Origin of the sequence: Wolbachia endosymbiont of Drosophila seguyi (genome assembly GCF_028981765.1) — a bacterium.
In the GTDB taxonomy this organism is placed as follows: Bacteria; Pseudomonadota; Alphaproteobacteria; order Rickettsiales; family Anaplasmataceae; genus Wolbachia; species Wolbachia pipientis.
Map to the genome: position 1 here is coordinate 7,394 of NZ_JAPQLM010000186.1, position 16,750 is coordinate 24,143.

General features: G+C 36.3%; 17 protein-coding genes and 1 riboswitch. Of the genes, 4 read left to right on the forward strand and 13 right to left on the reverse strand.

The window, feature by feature from the left end:
• Nucleotides 1–418: 418 nt before the first annotated feature.
• The 8 genes from OZD62_RS05125 to pgsA all read right to left on the reverse strand — a co-directional run bounded on the left by OZD62_RS05125 (nucleotide 419) and on the right by pgsA (nucleotide 6,493).
• Nucleotides 419–1,111 (reverse strand): thiamine diphosphokinase, encoded by a 693-nt coding sequence (locus OZD62_RS05125; RefSeq protein WP_010962623.1) that lies wholly within the window; start codon nucleotides 1,109–1,111, stop codon nucleotides 419–421.
• Nucleotides 1,092–1,367, reverse strand: coding sequence for a SemiSWEET family sugar transporter (locus OZD62_RS05130; RefSeq protein ID WP_275019579.1), 276 nt, complete (start codon nucleotides 1,365–1,367; stop codon nucleotides 1,092–1,094). The genes OZD62_RS05125 and OZD62_RS05130 overlap by 20 nt, the downstream gene beginning before the upstream one ends.
• Nucleotides 1,356–1,458: riboswitch (TPP riboswitch) on the reverse strand. (Overlaps the previous gene by 12 nt.)
• 76 nt (nucleotides 1,459–1,534) lie before the next feature.
• Nucleotides 1,535–2,380 carry an SPFH domain-containing protein gene (locus OZD62_RS05135; RefSeq protein WP_010962624.1) on the reverse strand — a complete coding sequence of 282 codons (846 nt, stop codon included), beginning with the start codon at nucleotides 2,378–2,380 and terminating at the stop codon, nucleotides 1,535–1,537.
• A 7-nt stretch (nucleotides 2,381–2,387) separates the two neighbouring features.
• Nucleotides 2,388–3,326, reverse strand: coding sequence for a M23 family metallopeptidase (locus OZD62_RS05140; RefSeq protein WP_038198862.1), 939 nt, complete (start codon nucleotides 3,324–3,326; stop codon nucleotides 2,388–2,390).
• A 3-nt stretch (nucleotides 3,327–3,329) separates the two neighbouring features.
• Nucleotides 3,330–4,070: a YebC/PmpR family DNA-binding transcriptional regulator gene (locus OZD62_RS05145; protein WP_275019580.1), complete on the reverse strand. Its 741-nt coding sequence runs from the start codon at nucleotides 4,068–4,070 to the stop codon at nucleotides 3,330–3,332.
• A gap of 59 nt (nucleotides 4,071–4,129) precedes the next feature.
• Entirely contained in the window at nucleotides 4,130–4,837 is a 708-nt protein-coding gene (locus OZD62_RS05150; protein WP_010962627.1) for an outer membrane protein assembly factor BamD, read from the reverse strand.
• A gap of 60 nt (nucleotides 4,838–4,897) precedes the next feature.
• Nucleotides 4,898–5,839 (reverse strand): hypothetical protein, encoded by a 942-nt coding sequence (locus OZD62_RS05155; protein WP_010962628.1) that lies wholly within the window; start codon nucleotides 5,837–5,839, stop codon nucleotides 4,898–4,900.
• A 120-nt stretch (nucleotides 5,840–5,959) separates the two neighbouring features.
• Complete coding sequence (gene pgsA / locus OZD62_RS05160; protein ID WP_010962629.1) at nucleotides 5,960–6,493, reverse strand: CDP-diacylglycerol--glycerol-3-phosphate 3-phosphatidyltransferase; 534 nt, start codon at nucleotides 6,491–6,493, stop codon at nucleotides 5,960–5,962.
• A gap of 134 nt (nucleotides 6,494–6,627) precedes the next feature.
• Between pgsA and OZD62_RS05165 the strand changes: the two genes are divergently transcribed.
• Nucleotides 6,628–7,950: a malic enzyme-like NAD(P)-binding protein gene (locus OZD62_RS05165; RefSeq protein WP_077188090.1), complete on the forward strand. Its 1,323-nt coding sequence runs from the start codon at nucleotides 6,628–6,630 to the stop codon at nucleotides 7,948–7,950.
• A gap of 14 nt (nucleotides 7,951–7,964) precedes the next feature.
• Here the strand turns inward: OZD62_RS05165 and OZD62_RS05170 are convergent, their stop codons facing one another.
• A complete protein-coding gene (locus OZD62_RS05170; RefSeq protein ID WP_233417545.1) occupies nucleotides 7,965–8,873 on the reverse strand; it encodes a P44/Msp2 family outer membrane protein in 909 nt (302 codons plus the stop codon).
• A gap of 129 nt (nucleotides 8,874–9,002) precedes the next feature.
• On the opposite strand from OZD62_RS05170, the gene OZD62_RS05175 reads away from it, so the two are divergent.
• Both OZD62_RS05175 and grxD read left to right on the forward strand, forming a co-directional pair.
• The gene (locus OZD62_RS05175; RefSeq protein WP_006280012.1) at nucleotides 9,003–9,221 is read left to right on the forward strand and encodes a BolA/IbaG family iron-sulfur metabolism protein; all 219 of its coding nucleotides are present in this window, start codon (nucleotides 9,003–9,005) and stop codon (nucleotides 9,219–9,221) included.
• A 15-nt stretch (nucleotides 9,222–9,236) separates the two neighbouring features.
• Nucleotides 9,237–9,560 (forward strand): Grx4 family monothiol glutaredoxin, encoded by a 324-nt coding sequence (gene grxD, locus OZD62_RS05180; protein ID WP_006280013.1) that lies wholly within the window; start codon nucleotides 9,237–9,239, stop codon nucleotides 9,558–9,560.
• Nucleotides 9,561–9,754: 194 nt separating this feature from the next.
• On the opposite strand, the gene fumC is transcribed toward grxD, so the two are convergent.
• From fumC to murC, 4 genes are all read right to left on the reverse strand, one after another.
• Entirely contained in the window at nucleotides 9,755–11,149 is a 1,395-nt protein-coding gene (fumC, locus tag OZD62_RS05185) for a class II fumarate hydratase (RefSeq protein WP_010962632.1), read from the reverse strand.
• Nucleotides 11,150–11,541: 392 nt separating this feature from the next.
• Nucleotides 11,542–12,564, reverse strand: coding sequence for an Obg family GTPase CgtA (gene cgtA, locus OZD62_RS05190; RefSeq protein ID WP_275019581.1), 1,023 nt, complete (start codon nucleotides 12,562–12,564; stop codon nucleotides 11,542–11,544).
• On the reverse strand, nucleotides 12,552–13,826 hold the full coding sequence (gene eno / locus OZD62_RS05195) for a phosphopyruvate hydratase (protein ID WP_010082238.1): 1,275 nt from the start codon (nucleotides 13,824–13,826) through the stop codon (nucleotides 12,552–12,554). The genes cgtA and eno overlap by 13 nt, the downstream gene beginning before the upstream one ends.
• Nucleotides 13,827–13,830: 4 nt before the next feature.
• Nucleotides 13,831–15,327, reverse strand: a complete 1,497-nt coding sequence (gene murC / locus OZD62_RS05200) for a UDP-N-acetylmuramate--L-alanine ligase (protein WP_038250394.1) — start codon at nucleotides 15,325–15,327, stop codon at nucleotides 13,831–13,833.
• Nucleotides 15,328–15,353: 26 nt separating this feature from the next.
• On the opposite strand from murC, the gene OZD62_RS05205 reads away from it, so the two are divergent.
• Nucleotides 15,354–16,028 carry a septal ring lytic transglycosylase RlpA family protein gene (locus OZD62_RS05205; protein ID WP_316658191.1) on the forward strand — a complete coding sequence of 225 codons (675 nt, stop codon included), beginning with the start codon at nucleotides 15,354–15,356 and terminating at the stop codon, nucleotides 16,026–16,028.
• Nucleotides 16,029–16,750: the final 722 nt, after the last annotated feature.

Consider the following 16,750-nt stretch of genomic DNA (forward strand, 5'->3'; position numbering starts at 1 on the left):
CTTCTTTTGCCTTTTTTTTCGTTTGGTAAATTTCTTAATGTTTATAGCTAAACGACAATCGTCATCCCGCTACGTGTTAGCGGGATCTATGTTAAGGTATAGTAGGGGATCTATGTTAAGAGATACCGCGAATGAATCGCGGTATGACGGTGTAATGATGGTTAAGTAATTCGTCATCCCGCTGCTTGTTAGCGGCTAAGAGATACCGCGAATGAATCGCGGTATGACGGTGTAGATGATGGTTAAGCAATTCGTCATCCCGCTGCTTGTTAGCGGCTAAGAGATACCGCGGCGGTATGACGTAGGACTGCTGTCATTCAAGTAGCTGAAACTGGAATGACACGTCATAAAGGAACCAGTGTCAGCTACTTGGATGATACCTTTTTTCTACTTAGTTTGGGTTATGCAAGAAGTCTATTTACTTCTTAACTTGACGCACATGATGTCTTGCAGCATCATCTACTGTCTCTAAATAAATCATTGCTAGACATATACCACTGTGTACTTCTACGGATACCTTATTGCCTAAACTTCGATTAAAGCAAGAATTTTTTCCCGGAAAAGCAAGATTACTAAGGTGCAGTTCCCATTTTAATCCTTTAGTTGATATTTGAGCTCTCGGTATACCAAGTAAAGATATTTTAGTATTTTTTGGCAAAGAAAAAAAATGGGTAATACCTTTTTGTAAAGTGTAACCTACCATGGGAGGTGAAGGTGTGTAAAAGATACTGCCCGTACTTAGAAAAATGTTAATATTCTGTAGTATGTGATCAATTGCTCCTCCAGTAATACCCGTTACTATTGATGGCAATAACTTTACTGTTTTTAAGTGAGCCATTGCTTTAGAAAAGTCGCAATAATCTTGATCAGGTAGATATATCGTATTCAAATTAGCACGTAAATCCAGATTTACGCTATCCAAATCTCCTACTACAAGATCAGGTTTTACGCCAATTGATAGAAGCTTGTTTGCTCCTCCATCTACAGCAATAATAGGTATATCTCGTTTAAAAAACGATGAGCTCGGTATTTTTCCATTTAGCACTACAATAGAACGATATTGTTGTTGTGTACTGCAGTGCAGCACATGATCATGGTGCAGGTTTTGCATCGTAGTAACATTTTTGAATAATTGATATTATGCTAATCACTAATCCAGCAATATTGCTAAGCACCACAAAAATTGAGCTCTGGTAAAGACCATAGCCAATCCAAGACAATGAACAAATAAGATAGTTTACTAACATTAACATCGATACATCACGAGTAACTTTAGTGATATATGCTTTATATACTTGAGGTGATAATCCAATTAGAGGTGCAATTAACGCAATGAAGCCGAAGCATTCTTCAATATTTATATACATACATTTTCCTACGCTTGCTTTAACAATATCAGGTTCAAAGGGTTGTACTTTATGTACTCTCAGCTTTTCTAGAGCACCCCTAATGCGTGTAATTTATAACATCATTTAGTCTATTAATCAAGAAATTAATAGCGACTTGCATTTATGAAACCCAATCGGCTTCTATGCTAATTATTATCTAAACTAATCGTCGGTTGTGCATCTTGCTCAGAGATTAGGGCAACCAACAAATTATTTATCAATTGAACCTTTTGCTTGCCATCTAATTGTAAGCTTTTGTTTTTTTCAAAATGAGCTATTACTTCCTCGACAATTCCTATTGCATTTTGCACTATATGCCTTCTTGCCGAAGTGATAGCATGTGCTTGTTGACGCCTTAACATTGCTTGTGCAATCTCGGACGAATACGCCAAATGCGATATTCTTGCTTCTGTAATCTCAATTCCTGCAATATCTAATCTTTGTTGTAACATTGACCGCAATTCATCTGAAATTTTATCAGAATTTTTACGTAAAGATTCCTCATTGCTCTCGCTGTCATACGGATAATTGCTCGCCAATTCTCTAATTACCGAGTCACTTTGTACAAAAACAAATTCGTGATAGTTGTTAACATTATAATACGCCTTTGCAGGACTGCTCACTCTCCAAACAATTACTGCAGAAATCTCTATTGGACTTCCATTTGCATCATTAACTTTTATTTTTTCTGTGTTAATATTCTGAAATTTTAGGGAAACTATATATTTGCTTGAAAAGGGAAGCGTTACACATATTCCAGACTTAAAATAAGTTCCAATATAATGACCAAAAAATTCTATCACTCTTGCTTCATTAGGGTCATTAATAAAAAATCCTTGAAGAAAAGTCAAAATTGAAACGGCAGCAACTCCAAGTGCAATTGTGCTGTCATATGCCAAAAAAAGCAGCGATAAAATTAATCCTAGCGCTATTAGTACAGGAAAAGCCCGAATTTGACTCAAATTTCTATCGTTTATCGTATTCTTATCCATATTGTCTTTAAACTTCTTTTTCACTTGAACTCTCTCTGTTGATCGTTTTATTTATCTTATTTACAAATAGTTTAAACTCTCTTAATTCATGATCAGGCAATTTTACTTCAGTTTTATGTGCTATCGTAAGCGGATCGATGTGTTTGCCGTTATATATAACTTCGTAATGTAAATGAGGGCCTGTTGCAACACCAGTGCTACCAACATAGGCGATGACCTGCCCCTGCTTTACTTTAGAGCCTAACTTTATATCGCCACTAAATCTACTTATATGCGCGTAACAGGTTGAATATTCATTTTTGTGTTTTATTTTGATGTAATTTCCATAGCCACCATTCTTTCCTATATATTCTATCACACCCTCTGCAGCAGCGTATATGGGAGTGCCAAGTTTAGCTGCATAATCCACTCCTTTGTGAAAAGCAATTTTACCGCGAACAGGATGCTTTCTATTGCCAAATTTTGAGGATATGCGATAATCTCCATTTAAAGGATTTGCAAAAATTTCGCCATTTTTTAAGCTTATTCCTTCTTTATTAAAATACCTTTCTTTGCCGTCTTGCGATTTATAATGATATAAACTAATAGCTTTCTTGTTTATTATCAGTGAAGCATATAAAATTTTTTCTTCAGTCTTCTGATTATTAGGCAATCTCTCAAAAAGAACCTCCAATTTACTCTTCGGCACAATGTCTTTTTTAAAATCAACACCGAAATCTTTATATATGTTGATCAATTTCACCACTGTATTTGGCGCCAACCCTTCCGTGGCAAAAAAGGAAGATTTTATGGTACTGGATATGAATAACAACTTTCTATCACTTTCTGTCGTCAAAGTAGCTTTTTTTTTTCTGATTCCATGCTGGAATGGCTGTGCAAGATCTGTTGATGTTTCAGCGGTATATAACGGTAAGATAAAGAGCAGCATAAATACAATCAGCTTCATCATTCAAACAGCATCAACAAAAGTAAAATTACCTTCCACATACTGTACATCATCATTATCTTCTAATTCTTCAACCAATGCAGATAATTTATCAATCAACTCTTTATCGCTAATTTCAATCAGATCTTTTGGCTGCCATGAAAGACGAGCAAGTTCTGGTTCTCCGAATTTTGCATAAAAGGCATCGCGTACTTTACCAAAATCTTTTATTTCACAAGTTATAACGTGTAATCCTTCTTTGTCATTTTCCTCAACATTCAATACTTCTAATTCGATTCCATGACTGAATAAATCATCAAAATTCACACCCTCTGCTTTATAGACGATTAAGCCTACATGATCGAAAAGGTAACTAACACTTCCTGTTTCTCCCAAGTTTCCACCCTTGCGAGAAAATATATAACGTACCTCAGAAGCAGTTCGGTTGCGATTATTAGTCAAAACATGGACAATGAGTGCAGTGCCAGAAGGCCCATGACCTTCATATTGGATTTCCTCGTAATTTTCTCCAGCAACGTTACCAGTTGCATTTTTTATTGCTGTTTCTATTTTATCTTTTGGTAGATTTTCCTCGCGTGCAGCAAATATAGCAGAGCGAAGGCGCGGGTTGAGTTCGGGATCGGGCAGCCCTTGCTTTGCAGCAACTGTTATTTCTCTGATCAGCTTCGTAAATTTTTGAGAGCGCTTTGCATCCTGAGCGCCTTTCCGATGTTTTATATTTGAAAATTGTGAATGACCAGCCATATTCAAATAGTTAAAAACCTAATTATATATCAAAGCATAGAAAAAGCTAAAGCAAATTTTCAAGCCTCTGGCTTGGCATCTTGCAGGTTTTCTGCTAATAACATACTTTCATACTGCTCAGCTTCTAAGTCAAGGCCAAGAGCTGAATGGGCTGCTATTAAATGGTTAATAGACTTAGAAAAATATTTAGAATCCTTATAGCTTGCCATATTCTGGAAACGCTTAATTGCTGCTAAATATTCACCACGCCTCAGGTAAAATTTACCGATAGAATACTCTTTTGTTGATATATGTTCTGTGATTAATTTTGCTCTTTCCTTTATCTCGTCTACATATTCGCTGCCTGGAAAGAGATTAATGTACTCAGTGGCTAGCTCTAAAGTTTTATATGCAGTTTGCTGTCCAAGTTGCACTTTATTAATTTGCATGTAATAAGATAATACTCTTAAGTAGTATACATATGGTAAATCTTCACCATTTGAATAAACATATATATAATCAGCCATATCACTTGCAGCACTGCTATAGTTACCCATATTATAGTGAGAGACCCCAGATAATAATTTTGCTTTCATTGCCCAATAAGAAAAAGGATACAAATCCTCTATCTTATGAAATGCCCTAATAGCTTGTTTATATTTTTTCTGGTCAAAAAGTTCAACTGCTTCTTCATATAGTTCAGTTTCAGTTTTTTCAAGATCATCCGCATACGATTGTGTAAAGGAGCAAATTAGGAAAATAAAGCACGTGATTAAAGTCTTATACATAAGATTTTTTTCGATCAAAATAAAGTATAGACCTAAATATTACTTAAATAAATAAATTTCTTAGGCAATAGCCGGTCCTTCTTCTTTATAACTACGGTCAGAACTACCTGCATTTCTTGATTCACCTCGTCCTTCCACTTTTGGATCTTTCAGCGTCTTACTGTAGGAATGTATAGTTAAGACCTGTACAGCCATAAAAATTGCAATACCTACCAAGCCTAAAGTAGGTCCAACAGCAGGATTTAAGGACGATGCTAATGCTATTAACATTATCCTTCTTATTAAAAATACAGAAGAACCAGCAAGCGCCAATCCGGCTACAGATATATTGCTAGTTTTCTTGCTAGATTTCTCATCAAGATCAGACTTTTCTGTTTCCTTTTTCTTATTTTTTTCATGCTTATCAATATAAGAAACAAGAGTTGCAAGAAAAGCAATTGCATTGGCAAGAAATAAAATTGCATCCTCTGCTGCTTCAAGTGAAGATGTTTCACCCATTATCATACCTACAATAACCAGTGCAGTTGTTATAGCCTCAATATAGATCAAACACTGACCTATATCAGAAATATTGTGCTCTTTTTCCTTTACTTCCTCTCCATTTTCAATAATCTCCAACTCTCGTTCTTTTTGTGCTATCTTCCTATTATTGTAAATTAAATATAGCGTACAAATAAGAGATAAGACTGTAAAAGGTAATATAGTGTGGCTTAGCGCGCCACTTATCACGCCAAGTAATACCTGATCGCTATATGTTTTTTCCAGTTCAATCGCCATCAGCAATGTAAATGGGACCATTGTTGCCAATGATGCACATTTTCTATATAGCTCTCTTTTTTTTAGTGCTAATAGTTCTTGTTCTAGCCTTTCTCTTTTGACTTCTTTATCAACTGTTGGCCAAAAATCCCAAAAAAACTCTTCTAATGGTTCAAAATCTCTTTTTTTCTTATTCTTTCCTGGAACCTTTTTAGTAGAAGAAAATTTGCCACTAGGTATTTTCATAATATTAACCTAATTAGTAGTAAGTTAATACAATTATACACCTTTTTGCTTTCTGAGTCAATATCACTAAGATATTAACTACTCTTGTCTATTAACTATTTCCTAGGAGATTTAATCAATCTATTTGATGCCGGCTAGGATATAATTATAGCCTGACCACATAGTTATAATAGCTGCAACCCATAAACAAATCGCACCTGTATATTGAATCATATAATAATCGTTCATTATTAGCGCTACTACAGCAACCATCTGCAAAAATGTTTTAATTTTTCCAGCTTTGCTTACAGGTAGACTAACATTTGTAGCTATCAGAAACTCCCGTAAACCCGAGACTAATATCTCCCGACAGATGATGATAATCGATGGTACTATTGTAAAATCATTTATCTTATGCTTATAAACTAGCATAATTATCGTTGAAACCACTATTAATTTGTCAGCAATTGGATCAAATAGCTTGCCAAACTTTGATTGGACTTTCCACGCACGCGCCAGGTAACCATCAAAAAAATCCGTAATGCACGCAAACACAAAGATTGATATTGTTATCAGGCCTGCATATTTATTTTCTATATAAAAACTTAATATTATTGCTGGTATTGCAAGTGCACGAGAAATTGTAAGCAAATTAGGCACGTTTTTTTTAAGCATGTAATATCATCTTACGTAATAGGTAAACTTATACAGAAGTACAACAGAGTTCACAAGTTAATAGTTTACAATTGAACATTTATAAAAACTCCATATACTTAAAAAATACAAGCTTAAAATATAAGGATGTAATGATGAACGATGATTTAGATAGTACCACAAAACAAGAAGCGCTTAAGTATCACAGCAGAGGTGGTAACCCTGGTAAAATTTCAATCATGCCAACAAAACCTTTATCTACCCAGTATGATTTGTCACTTGCTTATTCCCCTGGTGTTGCAGCTCCGTGCCTTGAAATAGCTAAAAATCCTGAGGTTGTTTATGATTATACAGCAAAAAGCAACTGTGTTGCTGTCATTTCAAATGGCACTGCAGTGCTTGGACTTGGTAATATCGGTCCTCTTGCTGCAAAACCTGTCATGGAAGGCAAAGCTGTTTTATTTAAGCGTTTTGCTGATATTGATGCAGTTGATATAGAAGTTGGTACAGAAAATATAGAAGATTTCATCAATGCAGTAAGGTATCTTGGGCCAAGTTGGGGGGGGATAAATTTAGAAGATATAAGATCTCCCGATTGTTTTATAATAGAGAAACGCCTGAATGAACTGATGGATATTCCAGTGTTCCATGATGACCAGCATGGAACTGCGGTGGTTGTTGCAGCTGGCATAGAAAATGCTCTTGATATTGTTGAAAAGAAATTAGAGGACGTTAAGATCATTATGAATGGTGCTGGAGCAGCCGGTATTGCATGTTTAGAAATACTAAAGTCCATGGGCGCTAAAAATATAGTGCTGTGTGATAAGCAAGGAGTAATATACAAAGGTAGAAACGAGGATATGAATGAGTGGAAGGAAAAGTATGCAATTGATACTTCCGAACGTTCTCTACTTGATACAATAAAAGGCGCTGATGTATTCATCGGACTATCTGCAAAAGATGTGTTAAATGAAGAGATGTTAAAGAGTATGGGCAAAGACCCGATTATTTTTGCTCTTGCCAATCCCGATCCAGAAGTAAGGCCTGAGTTTGCAAAATCTGTGAGGCCAGATGCAATAATTGCAACTGGTAGGTCAGATTACAACAACCAAGTCAACAACGTAATGGGTTTTCCTTATATATTTAGAGGGGCACTTGATGTACATGCAACAACAATAAATGATGAAATGAAAATTGCAGCTGCAGATGCAATAGCAAAGCTTGCCCGTGAGCCAGTACCAGGTGAGATATCTGCAGTCTATGGCGGTCGTAAAATGGGCTATGGACGTGAATATATAATACCTACTCCATTTGACCCAAGATTAATTTCTATAGTAGCTCCTGCTGTTGCAAAAGCCGCAGTTGATTCAGGTGTTGCAAGAAAGGCAATACAAGATTGGAGTAAATATGAAAATCAATTAAAATCTCGTCTTTCTAATGTTCTCAGCACGCTGAATTTACTATCTTCACATATGTAATTTATTGGATAAAGTTAAAAGTGATAAACCAACCCAAACTCTAAGCCATATATGCCAAACCTATTGGTAATGGTTGCAGTTGTTGATTCAACACGTGCAGTTTCATCAACTTTACTTCCTCCACCGGCAGGAATATATCCTTCACCAGCTAGTATCTTTATTCCTGGTACAATATCTTTAAATTGGTTATCAAGGATACCAAAATAGCGTAAACCAGCAAATGCTTGAGTTTGTGCTGTAAGTTGGTGATTGATACCAAGTTTTGCTTGGTAAGCCAAGGCATATCTGGTTTTTCCTAGAAATTTAACCCTAGTTACACCTGCACCAATACCAACATATGGGGTGAATGGCATTTTTGCTATATTAAAATCACGATATACATTGACCATTCCAGCTAAGTTATTAAAACCTTCATTTTTCATCTTAAATGCAGCTCTGAACTCTGCTTCAACACTACAATTTTCTTGAATGTGAATATCAACCTTTCCACTTCTCCAAGGTGAATTGCATTCCGCTCCAGTAGACGCATCATTGTGACGACGAAGTTCAATATATCTTGCTTTTTTCTTATCTGAATAATCTTCATCATATAAGTTAGTCTGAGAATATAAGCCTTCAAACTCAACTCTCATATTTTTGAATAAATACCCTATTGCAGCACTACCGGCAAACCCTGGAACATATTTAGGACTGTATCCAGCTTCAATTCGCTCCTTCTTATTAAAACTAAAAACCCCCTCTGTTATATTGTCACCTGCATCTTCTTTTCCTTCTAGAGAACCTATTGCATTGAAGAATGCTCCAAAATAGTTAGCTTTGATGTAAACATTCTCTAAGTTATTTATTTTATCATCGTAAGATAAGCACCTAAATGAAAAAGTTAGCAAAACCAATAGATATGTGAATTTAAATCTTTCGCCCACCACAAAGCCTCCCTGCATAATTTGTCATTCCATTATTATAGTATGCTTCTATTTTTTATGATAGCAACTTTTTATTGCGCTCAATCGTTTTAGATTTATAATGAAAGTATTGTAATTTAAAGCAAATCAATGACTATTGCAATTCACGAATTAGAGAGGATCATCAAACAATCGTTCCCCGACGCTGATATAAAGATTCATGATCTTGCTGGAGATGATGACCATTATCATTTAAAAATAAACTCCAAGTGTTTTCTTGGAAAGACAAAAATAGAACAGCATAAAATGGTATATAAAGCTCTGGAAGGTCAGTCTATACACGCCTTGCAACTGGAAACTAATACTTAAAAATAAGGTGAATTTATGAGCAATTTTGAACAAATAAAAAAAGATATAACAGAAAATGATGTGGTATTGTATATGAAAGGCACTTCTGATTTTCCTCAATGCGGATTCTCTGGACTCGTCGTGTCAATCCTAAAAAAATTGAACGTGAAGTTTAAGTATATTAACGTGTTGGAGAATGATGAAATACGTGAATCTATAAAAAAGTTTTCTGATTGGCCAACAATTCCACAATTATATATAAAGGAAGAGTTTATTGGTGGTTGCGACATCACTCGCGAGATGTACGAAAAAGGCGAACTGCAAAGTTTATTGAAGGAAAAAAAAATTATTGCGGAATAAGTACCAAGAAACCAGTGCCCAGACGCTGGATAACGTAGTATAGCTATGAAAAAGGATCTTATGTCTTAAACCGTATCCGTTCAGGGGAGCGGCAAAATAAGGTAGACAAAGCAAGATAATAATGTTGATGTTAACACTATTGTCAAGTTTACTGGCCTTTCTATTAGTGAGATTGAAGAATTAAGTGTGAGCGGTTACAAATAATTTACCATTTCTTCTGGTTTCACTATCCTTTCAAACTCTTCCTCAGTGAGCAGTTGAAGTTTTGCTGCTGCTTCTTTTAGAGTGATATTTTCTTTATAAGCAAGCTTCGCTATTTTTGCTGCATTGTCGTACCCTATATGCGTATTTAATATAGTGACCAACATCAACGACTGATTCAGTAAATCTTTTATCCTCTCTTCATTTGCTTTAATACCAACTACACATTTTTCTGTAAAATTTAAACTTGCGTCAGCTAAAAGTCTTATAGACTGCAAAACATTGTAAATTATCACTGGCTTAAACACATTCAATTCAAAATGACCGTTTGAACCACTAATGGTTACAGCAACATGATTTCCCATAACTTGAGTGCATACCATAGTCACCGCTTCACACTGAGTTGGATTCACTTTACCTGGCATAATTGAAGAACCAGGCTCATTTTCCGGTAACATTATTTCCCCAATTCCGCATCTTGGACCAGAACCAAGCAACCTTATATCATTTGCAATTTTCATTAAACTGACTGCTACTGTATTGAGTGTTCCACTGAGCTCAACTAAAGCATCATTTGCTGCTAGCGCTTCAAATTTATTGCCTGCTGAAGTAAATGGAAGGTTAGTAATTCCTGCAACTTGCTTTGCAAAATCTTCAGCAAAACCCTTTTTAGTATTGAGTCCCGTGCCAACCGCAGTGCCACCTTGTGCAAGCTCGTATATACCACTTAAAGTTGATTTTACTCTCTCTATCCCCTTTTTAATCTGGGCTGCATAGCCAGAAAACTCCTGTCCTAGTGTTAGGGGCGTTGCATCTTGCAGATGAGTACGTCCTACTTTTATTATATCTTTAAATTCCTGAACCTTATTATCCAGCACCTTATGCAATTTTTCAAGATTTGGAATAAGCAAGCAGTTTATTTGCTCTGCTGCTGCTATATGCATTGCTGTTGGAAAGGTGTCATTTGACGACTGACCATAATTCACATGATCATTTGGATGTATTGGAGATTTACTACCCAAATTACCACCTAAAATCTCTATTGCACGATTGCTGATTACTTCATTCATATTCATATTAGTCTGCGTTCCGGATCCGGTTTGCCAAACAACAAGCGGAAATTCATTATTAAATTTGCCATCTATTACTTCCCTCGCGGCTGTGCAAATTGCGTCCCCTACCCTATCATCTATAACACCATGTTTCATATTAACACGCGCTGCTGCAAGTTTTACTATTGCTAATGCTTTAATCAGAGGCTCTGGCATTTTTTCTGTGCCAATCTTAAAATTTTCTAAAGAACGCTGAGTCTGTGCTCCCCAGTAATGTTCACTTGGTACTTTTACTTCCCCTAAGCTGTCTGATTCTATTCTCGTCTTTCTATCCATATTTTCCTCCTGGTGTTATGCAAACTGGTTCACTACATAATTTTTTCATGCCTACTTCTTTGTTAATTAAATCATACTAGATCCAAGTAGTCAAGTGTACGAACATTGCAATTTTCAGTTAACTTGCATGGTAGATGCAAGTAGCTGACACTGATTCACTTTATGATGGTGTCATTCCAGTCTGGAATCCAGCCTTTTCATAATCATCAAAACGTTGTATTTTAACATAAAACGGCTACTTTTATGCTTACCAACTTAATAAAATTCCTGGATCCCAGTGTCTGGGCACTGGGATGACACCCTTCTGGTGGACTCAAATCACGATGTTTGCACAGCTGTACGCTTAGTTCTGGTTGCACGCTACCATTCTTGTACATCCATAAATAGAAAATTTACGCTTTAAAAGGATCATATACATCGATTTCCTTAGAATTACTCTTTTTCAATTTTTCACTTAATAATCTTAAAATAGGCTGTAAATCACCATTAATTGATAAGCACAGCACTTCTTTATTGAGATAATTAGCTAGGTGATTCTTCTTTTCCAGAATTTCTGCTTCCCTCAATAAGTCGCATTTGTTTAATACTACAATCTCTTCTTTTTCAACAAGATCACTATTGTAAAGTTCCAATTCATTATGGATACAACTATAAGCCGAAACAACGTCATCGTGAGTTACATCGATTAAATGAAGTAAAATTTGACACCTTTCTATGTGCTTTAAAAATTTATGCCCGAGCCCAACTCCAAGGTGAGCATCAGTAATTATTCCAGGAATATCTGCTATTACAACTTCGCTATCATCCACTTTTACCATGCCTAAATGAGGTCTTACGGTGGTAAATGGATAATCGCCTACTTTTGTATCGGAATTTGAGCAGCGAGTCAAAAATTTTGATTTACCTGCGTTTGGCATGCCAATAATTCCAACATCTGATAAAACTTTTAGTTTTAATAATACATGTTTTTCTTCGCCAGGCTGACCGTAAGTAAAATGTCTTGGTGCCTTATTAGTAGAAGATTTAAAATTAGTATTTCCAAGTCCACCTTTTCCACCCTGTGCTACTTGAAATTCCATACCAGGCTTGTCAAGGTCTACTATTATCTCTTCACTTTCTTCATCAATTATTTGTGCACCGACTGGAACTTTAAGTATAACGTCTTTCCCTGCTGTGCCAGATCTATCCCTGCCTGCACCATTTTTTCCACTATCTGCTTTAATGTGTCTTCTATAACGAAAATGAAGCAAAGTGTTGAGATTAGCGTCGCTGATGAAAACTATGTTTCCACCCTTTCCTCCATTACCACCATTTGGACCACCAAATTCAACGAACCTTTCTCGACGAAAACTTGCACAGCCATCACCACCGTCACCAGCTTTTAAACACAATTTTACTTCGTCTATAAAACCCATGCTAACCCACGATAATATTTAGCGTCCTTTCCTAATGCGCTTTCTATTCTGATTAGCTCGTTATACTTCGCGAGTCTATCAGAACGCGATAGCGACCCGGTTTTTATTTGCCCGCAATTTGACGCAACTGCTATATGAGATATTGTTGTGTCTTCTGTTTCACCTGAGCGATGAGAAACAACAGCTTTATAGCCATTTGATTTTGCCATTTCAATAGCAGCAAAAGTTTCTGTTAACGTCCCTATTTGATTTGGCTTGATCAGTACAGCATTTGCCATTTTTTCCTCTATTCCTTTGCATATCAGTTCACAATTTGTAACAAACAAATCATCCCCAACCAATTGAATTTTACTCCCCAATTTTGCAGTAAGTAATTTCCAACCTTCATAGTCGTCTTCACTCATTGCATCTTCTATAGAAATTATTGGATATCTTTCCACAAGATTACAATAATATTCAGTCAACTCTTCTGAAGTAAGATCTCTGTGTTCAAATTTGTAAATTCCATCTTCATAAAAAGTAGATGAAGCAACATCAAGGCCTAGTGCAAAATCACTTTGCGCTGAATAACCTGCTGATTCTATAGCGTATATGATCAAATCAAGTGCTTCTTCAGTACTTTCAATATTTGGTGCAAAACCACCTTCATCCCCTACATTTGTGCTATAACCTTTTTTCTTAAGAATGCTACGTAAGTTGTGGAATACCTCCGCAGATATTCTAATCGCTTCGCTGAAAGTCTCAGCACCGACCGGAAGAATCATGAATTCTTGGAAATCGAGCTTATTGTCTGCATGTACTCCACCATTAATTATGTTAATGAGTGGAACCGGCATAACACTCGTCTGCTTTCCTCCCAAATATCTATATAGCGGCATTTTGAAACTGTTTGCTGCTGCTTTTGCAACTGCAAGAGACACACCCAAAGTTGCATTTGCTCCAAGTTTTGATTTGTTTTTTGTTCCATCCAGTTCAATTAATGCTTTATCAATTGCATTTTGGTCCGCTGCATTCATTCCAATGATTTCATCTGCTATTATCCCATTTACAGCTTGAACAGCTTTCAGCACTCCCTTACCACAATACCTTTTCTCATCTTGGTCCCTGAGTTCCAAGGCTTCTAATTTACCGGTTGAAGCTCCAGAAGGTACAGATGCCCTGCCTATTGCACCATCACAGAGCTCAATTTCTACCTCAATAGTGGGGTAACCCCTGCTATCTAAAATTTCTCTTGCAAATACGTTATTGATTATCTTATTCATTACATTAAACCTTAACTTCCGCAATAAGTGCTGCAGTTTCCTTTGCCAATTTAGCTATATTACTACCAGCACCAATAAATAATACTATATCACTTGGACTTGTCGAATCACTAATAAAATGTGAAATGAGCAAAGCATCATTCATAATTTTTGTGTTATTAAATCCATTACTGATTAAAGCTTTTTGTATATCATCAATCCCACAACCAGGAATAGGCTTGTCTTCTGGGGGATGAACAGGAGTGAGGATGACATAATCAAACATCATGAAAATGCGTATGAATTCATCAAAAAAATTACGAATGCGGGCAAAACGAAGTGGTTCGATAATTCCTATTACTTTTCCTTTAGTAATCGAACGTGCAGCCGTTAAAGTTGCATATATTTCATTTGGATGATGGGCATAATCCTCAATTAACTTAACACCTTTAATATCGGCAATCAAAGAGAATCTTCTTGCTACTCCTTGAAATTCCAAAAGGCCTTTTTTAATATCTGCATCGCTAATTCCGAGCTTTATCGCAACTGATATTGCAGCTAGGGCGTTGCTTACTTTGTGAATTCCAATTGCATTTGATAGTACTATGTTTTTTAAAGGGCTGGATCCCAGTGTCACGCACTGGGATGACATCTCTGTACACTTTCCTTTTGTCATTCCAGCACGTAATGCTGGAATCCAGTTGTTCAACACATCAAATTCTATGCTGTTAGCATGCTGTTTAATGTTGCTGGCTCTTATGCTACCATTCTCAAACCCAAACGTTATAGAATTACCCGCATCATAATCGATGTCTACAGAATCAGGTAAAACTGCAGAACCTGCATTATTCACGAATTGGGAAAATGCATTTTTGATATTATCAAATGTGCCGTAATAATCTATGTGGTCATTGTTGATACTTGTTATGACAGCAATCTTTGCAGGGATTTTTAGCATAGTTCCATCAGACTCATCAGCCTCGATCAGAAAAGTGTCACTCCCTCCAAGTTTGAAGTTGCTCTTATAGGAATTTAATATCCCTCCTACAGTTACAGTCGCATCAATGCCAGAATGATCAAAAATGGAAGCAATCATAGCGGTTGTTGTTGTCTTTCCGCTTGAACCTGAAACCGCTATCACATATTTACCTTTCATAATTTCAGCAAGTATGTCTGATCTATGCAAAACGGTTTTATTGTTATTTTTTGCCGCAATTAACTCCACATTATCAGATTCTATTGCAGAAGAATGTACAACTATTTGAGCTTGGCTTATATTATTAGCATTGTGACCAATAAAAACCTCTATACCTAGCTTTTGTAACTTATTTATATTGTCGTTTGATTGTGCATCACTGCCTTGAACTTTGCAATTGGAATTGTGAAGAATTTCAGCAATGGCACTCATTCCGATTCCACCTATACCAATAATATGTATTATTCCTTTTTGAGTTTTGTTAATATTTAGCAGTAGATGTTTACTCATTACTAAATTTATTATAGTATAATTTAAAATCCTCATAGTATCGAACCCTCTTACCGAATACAATGATAAAAAACCTAACCTTTCTATGTCTAATATTTGTTTTGATAAGTAGCTGCAGTTTTAGCCACAGGTTTAACTGCACTGCAGGTCATTATAAAATTGGCAGCAGCTACACAATAAATGGTATAACTTATTATCCAAAAAACTGTAAACACTATGAAGAGATAGGGATAGCATCGTGGTATGGAATAGAAGATCATGGCACACTTACAGCAAATGGTGAAGCGTTTAACCGTCACTTGATCTCTGCAGCGCATAAGACTTTGCCCTTACCCTGCTTTGTTCTTGTCACTAATTTAGAAAACGGAAGAAAGCTTGTTACAAGGGTTAACGATAGAGGGCCTTTTATTGAAGGCAGAATAATAGACTTATCAGAAAAAGCAGCTCAAGTCTTAGGATTTCATAAATCTGGGCTTGCAAAAGTAAAAGTTCAATACCTAAGAAAGATGTCAGAACAATTGATACAAAATACTCCTCATTACAGAAAGCAATATGAAAAAGAAATGCAGAAACGTCATCCGAAACAAGACAGTGCAGAAAGTAAGGGATATGTTGCATTTTTTAAAAGTGCTCAGGCTGCTAAATCAGCTGCATCAAAGCTTCGCAATCAAGGAATAAAAAATGTTAGATTGCTTTTTAAGAACGATCAATATTGCGTGAAAGTGAGTTATAGGTAGTGGTGAGTGCAGAATTTGAAAGATTTGGTTAATGTAAGGAACGCTGGCTAACTATTGTAAGTTAAAAATGTGATATAAAAAAGATATCAACAATTTATAGCTATACCACCGCGATATCTCTTAGCCGCTAACACGTAGCGGAATGACGAGCTTATCGTCACGCCACCGCTAACCGTCATACCGCGATTTATTCGCGGTATCTCAGCCGCTAACAAGTAGCGAAATGACAGCAATCCTACGTCATGCCGCCGCTAACCGTCATACCGCGATTCATTCGCGGTATCTCAGCCGCTAACAAGTAGCGGGATGACGAGCTTATCGTCATGCCACCGCGAACCGTCATACCGCGATTCATTCGCGGTATCTCAGCCGCTAACAAGTAGCAGAATGACAGCAATCCTACGTCATACCGTCACGGTATCTCTAGATCCCGCTAACAAGTAGCGGGATACTTGACCTTTACAGGAATGACAGTTGTCGTTTAGCTATAAATGTTAAGAAATTTACCAAATAAAAAAAAAGGCAAAGAAACCCTAGGGTAGCTAGTATTCAAATTCTCCCTTGTCTATTTGACGTCTTTTACTGTCTTAAACACTTTATAAGCGTGTTTCGGCTTGTATAGGTAGAAACCTAAAAGTTTTATAAAGACATGAGGTGCACATAGTGCAAAAAATTAAGCATGATTTACGCCAAATACATTAAGTTTTTTGTCATTAATCCAC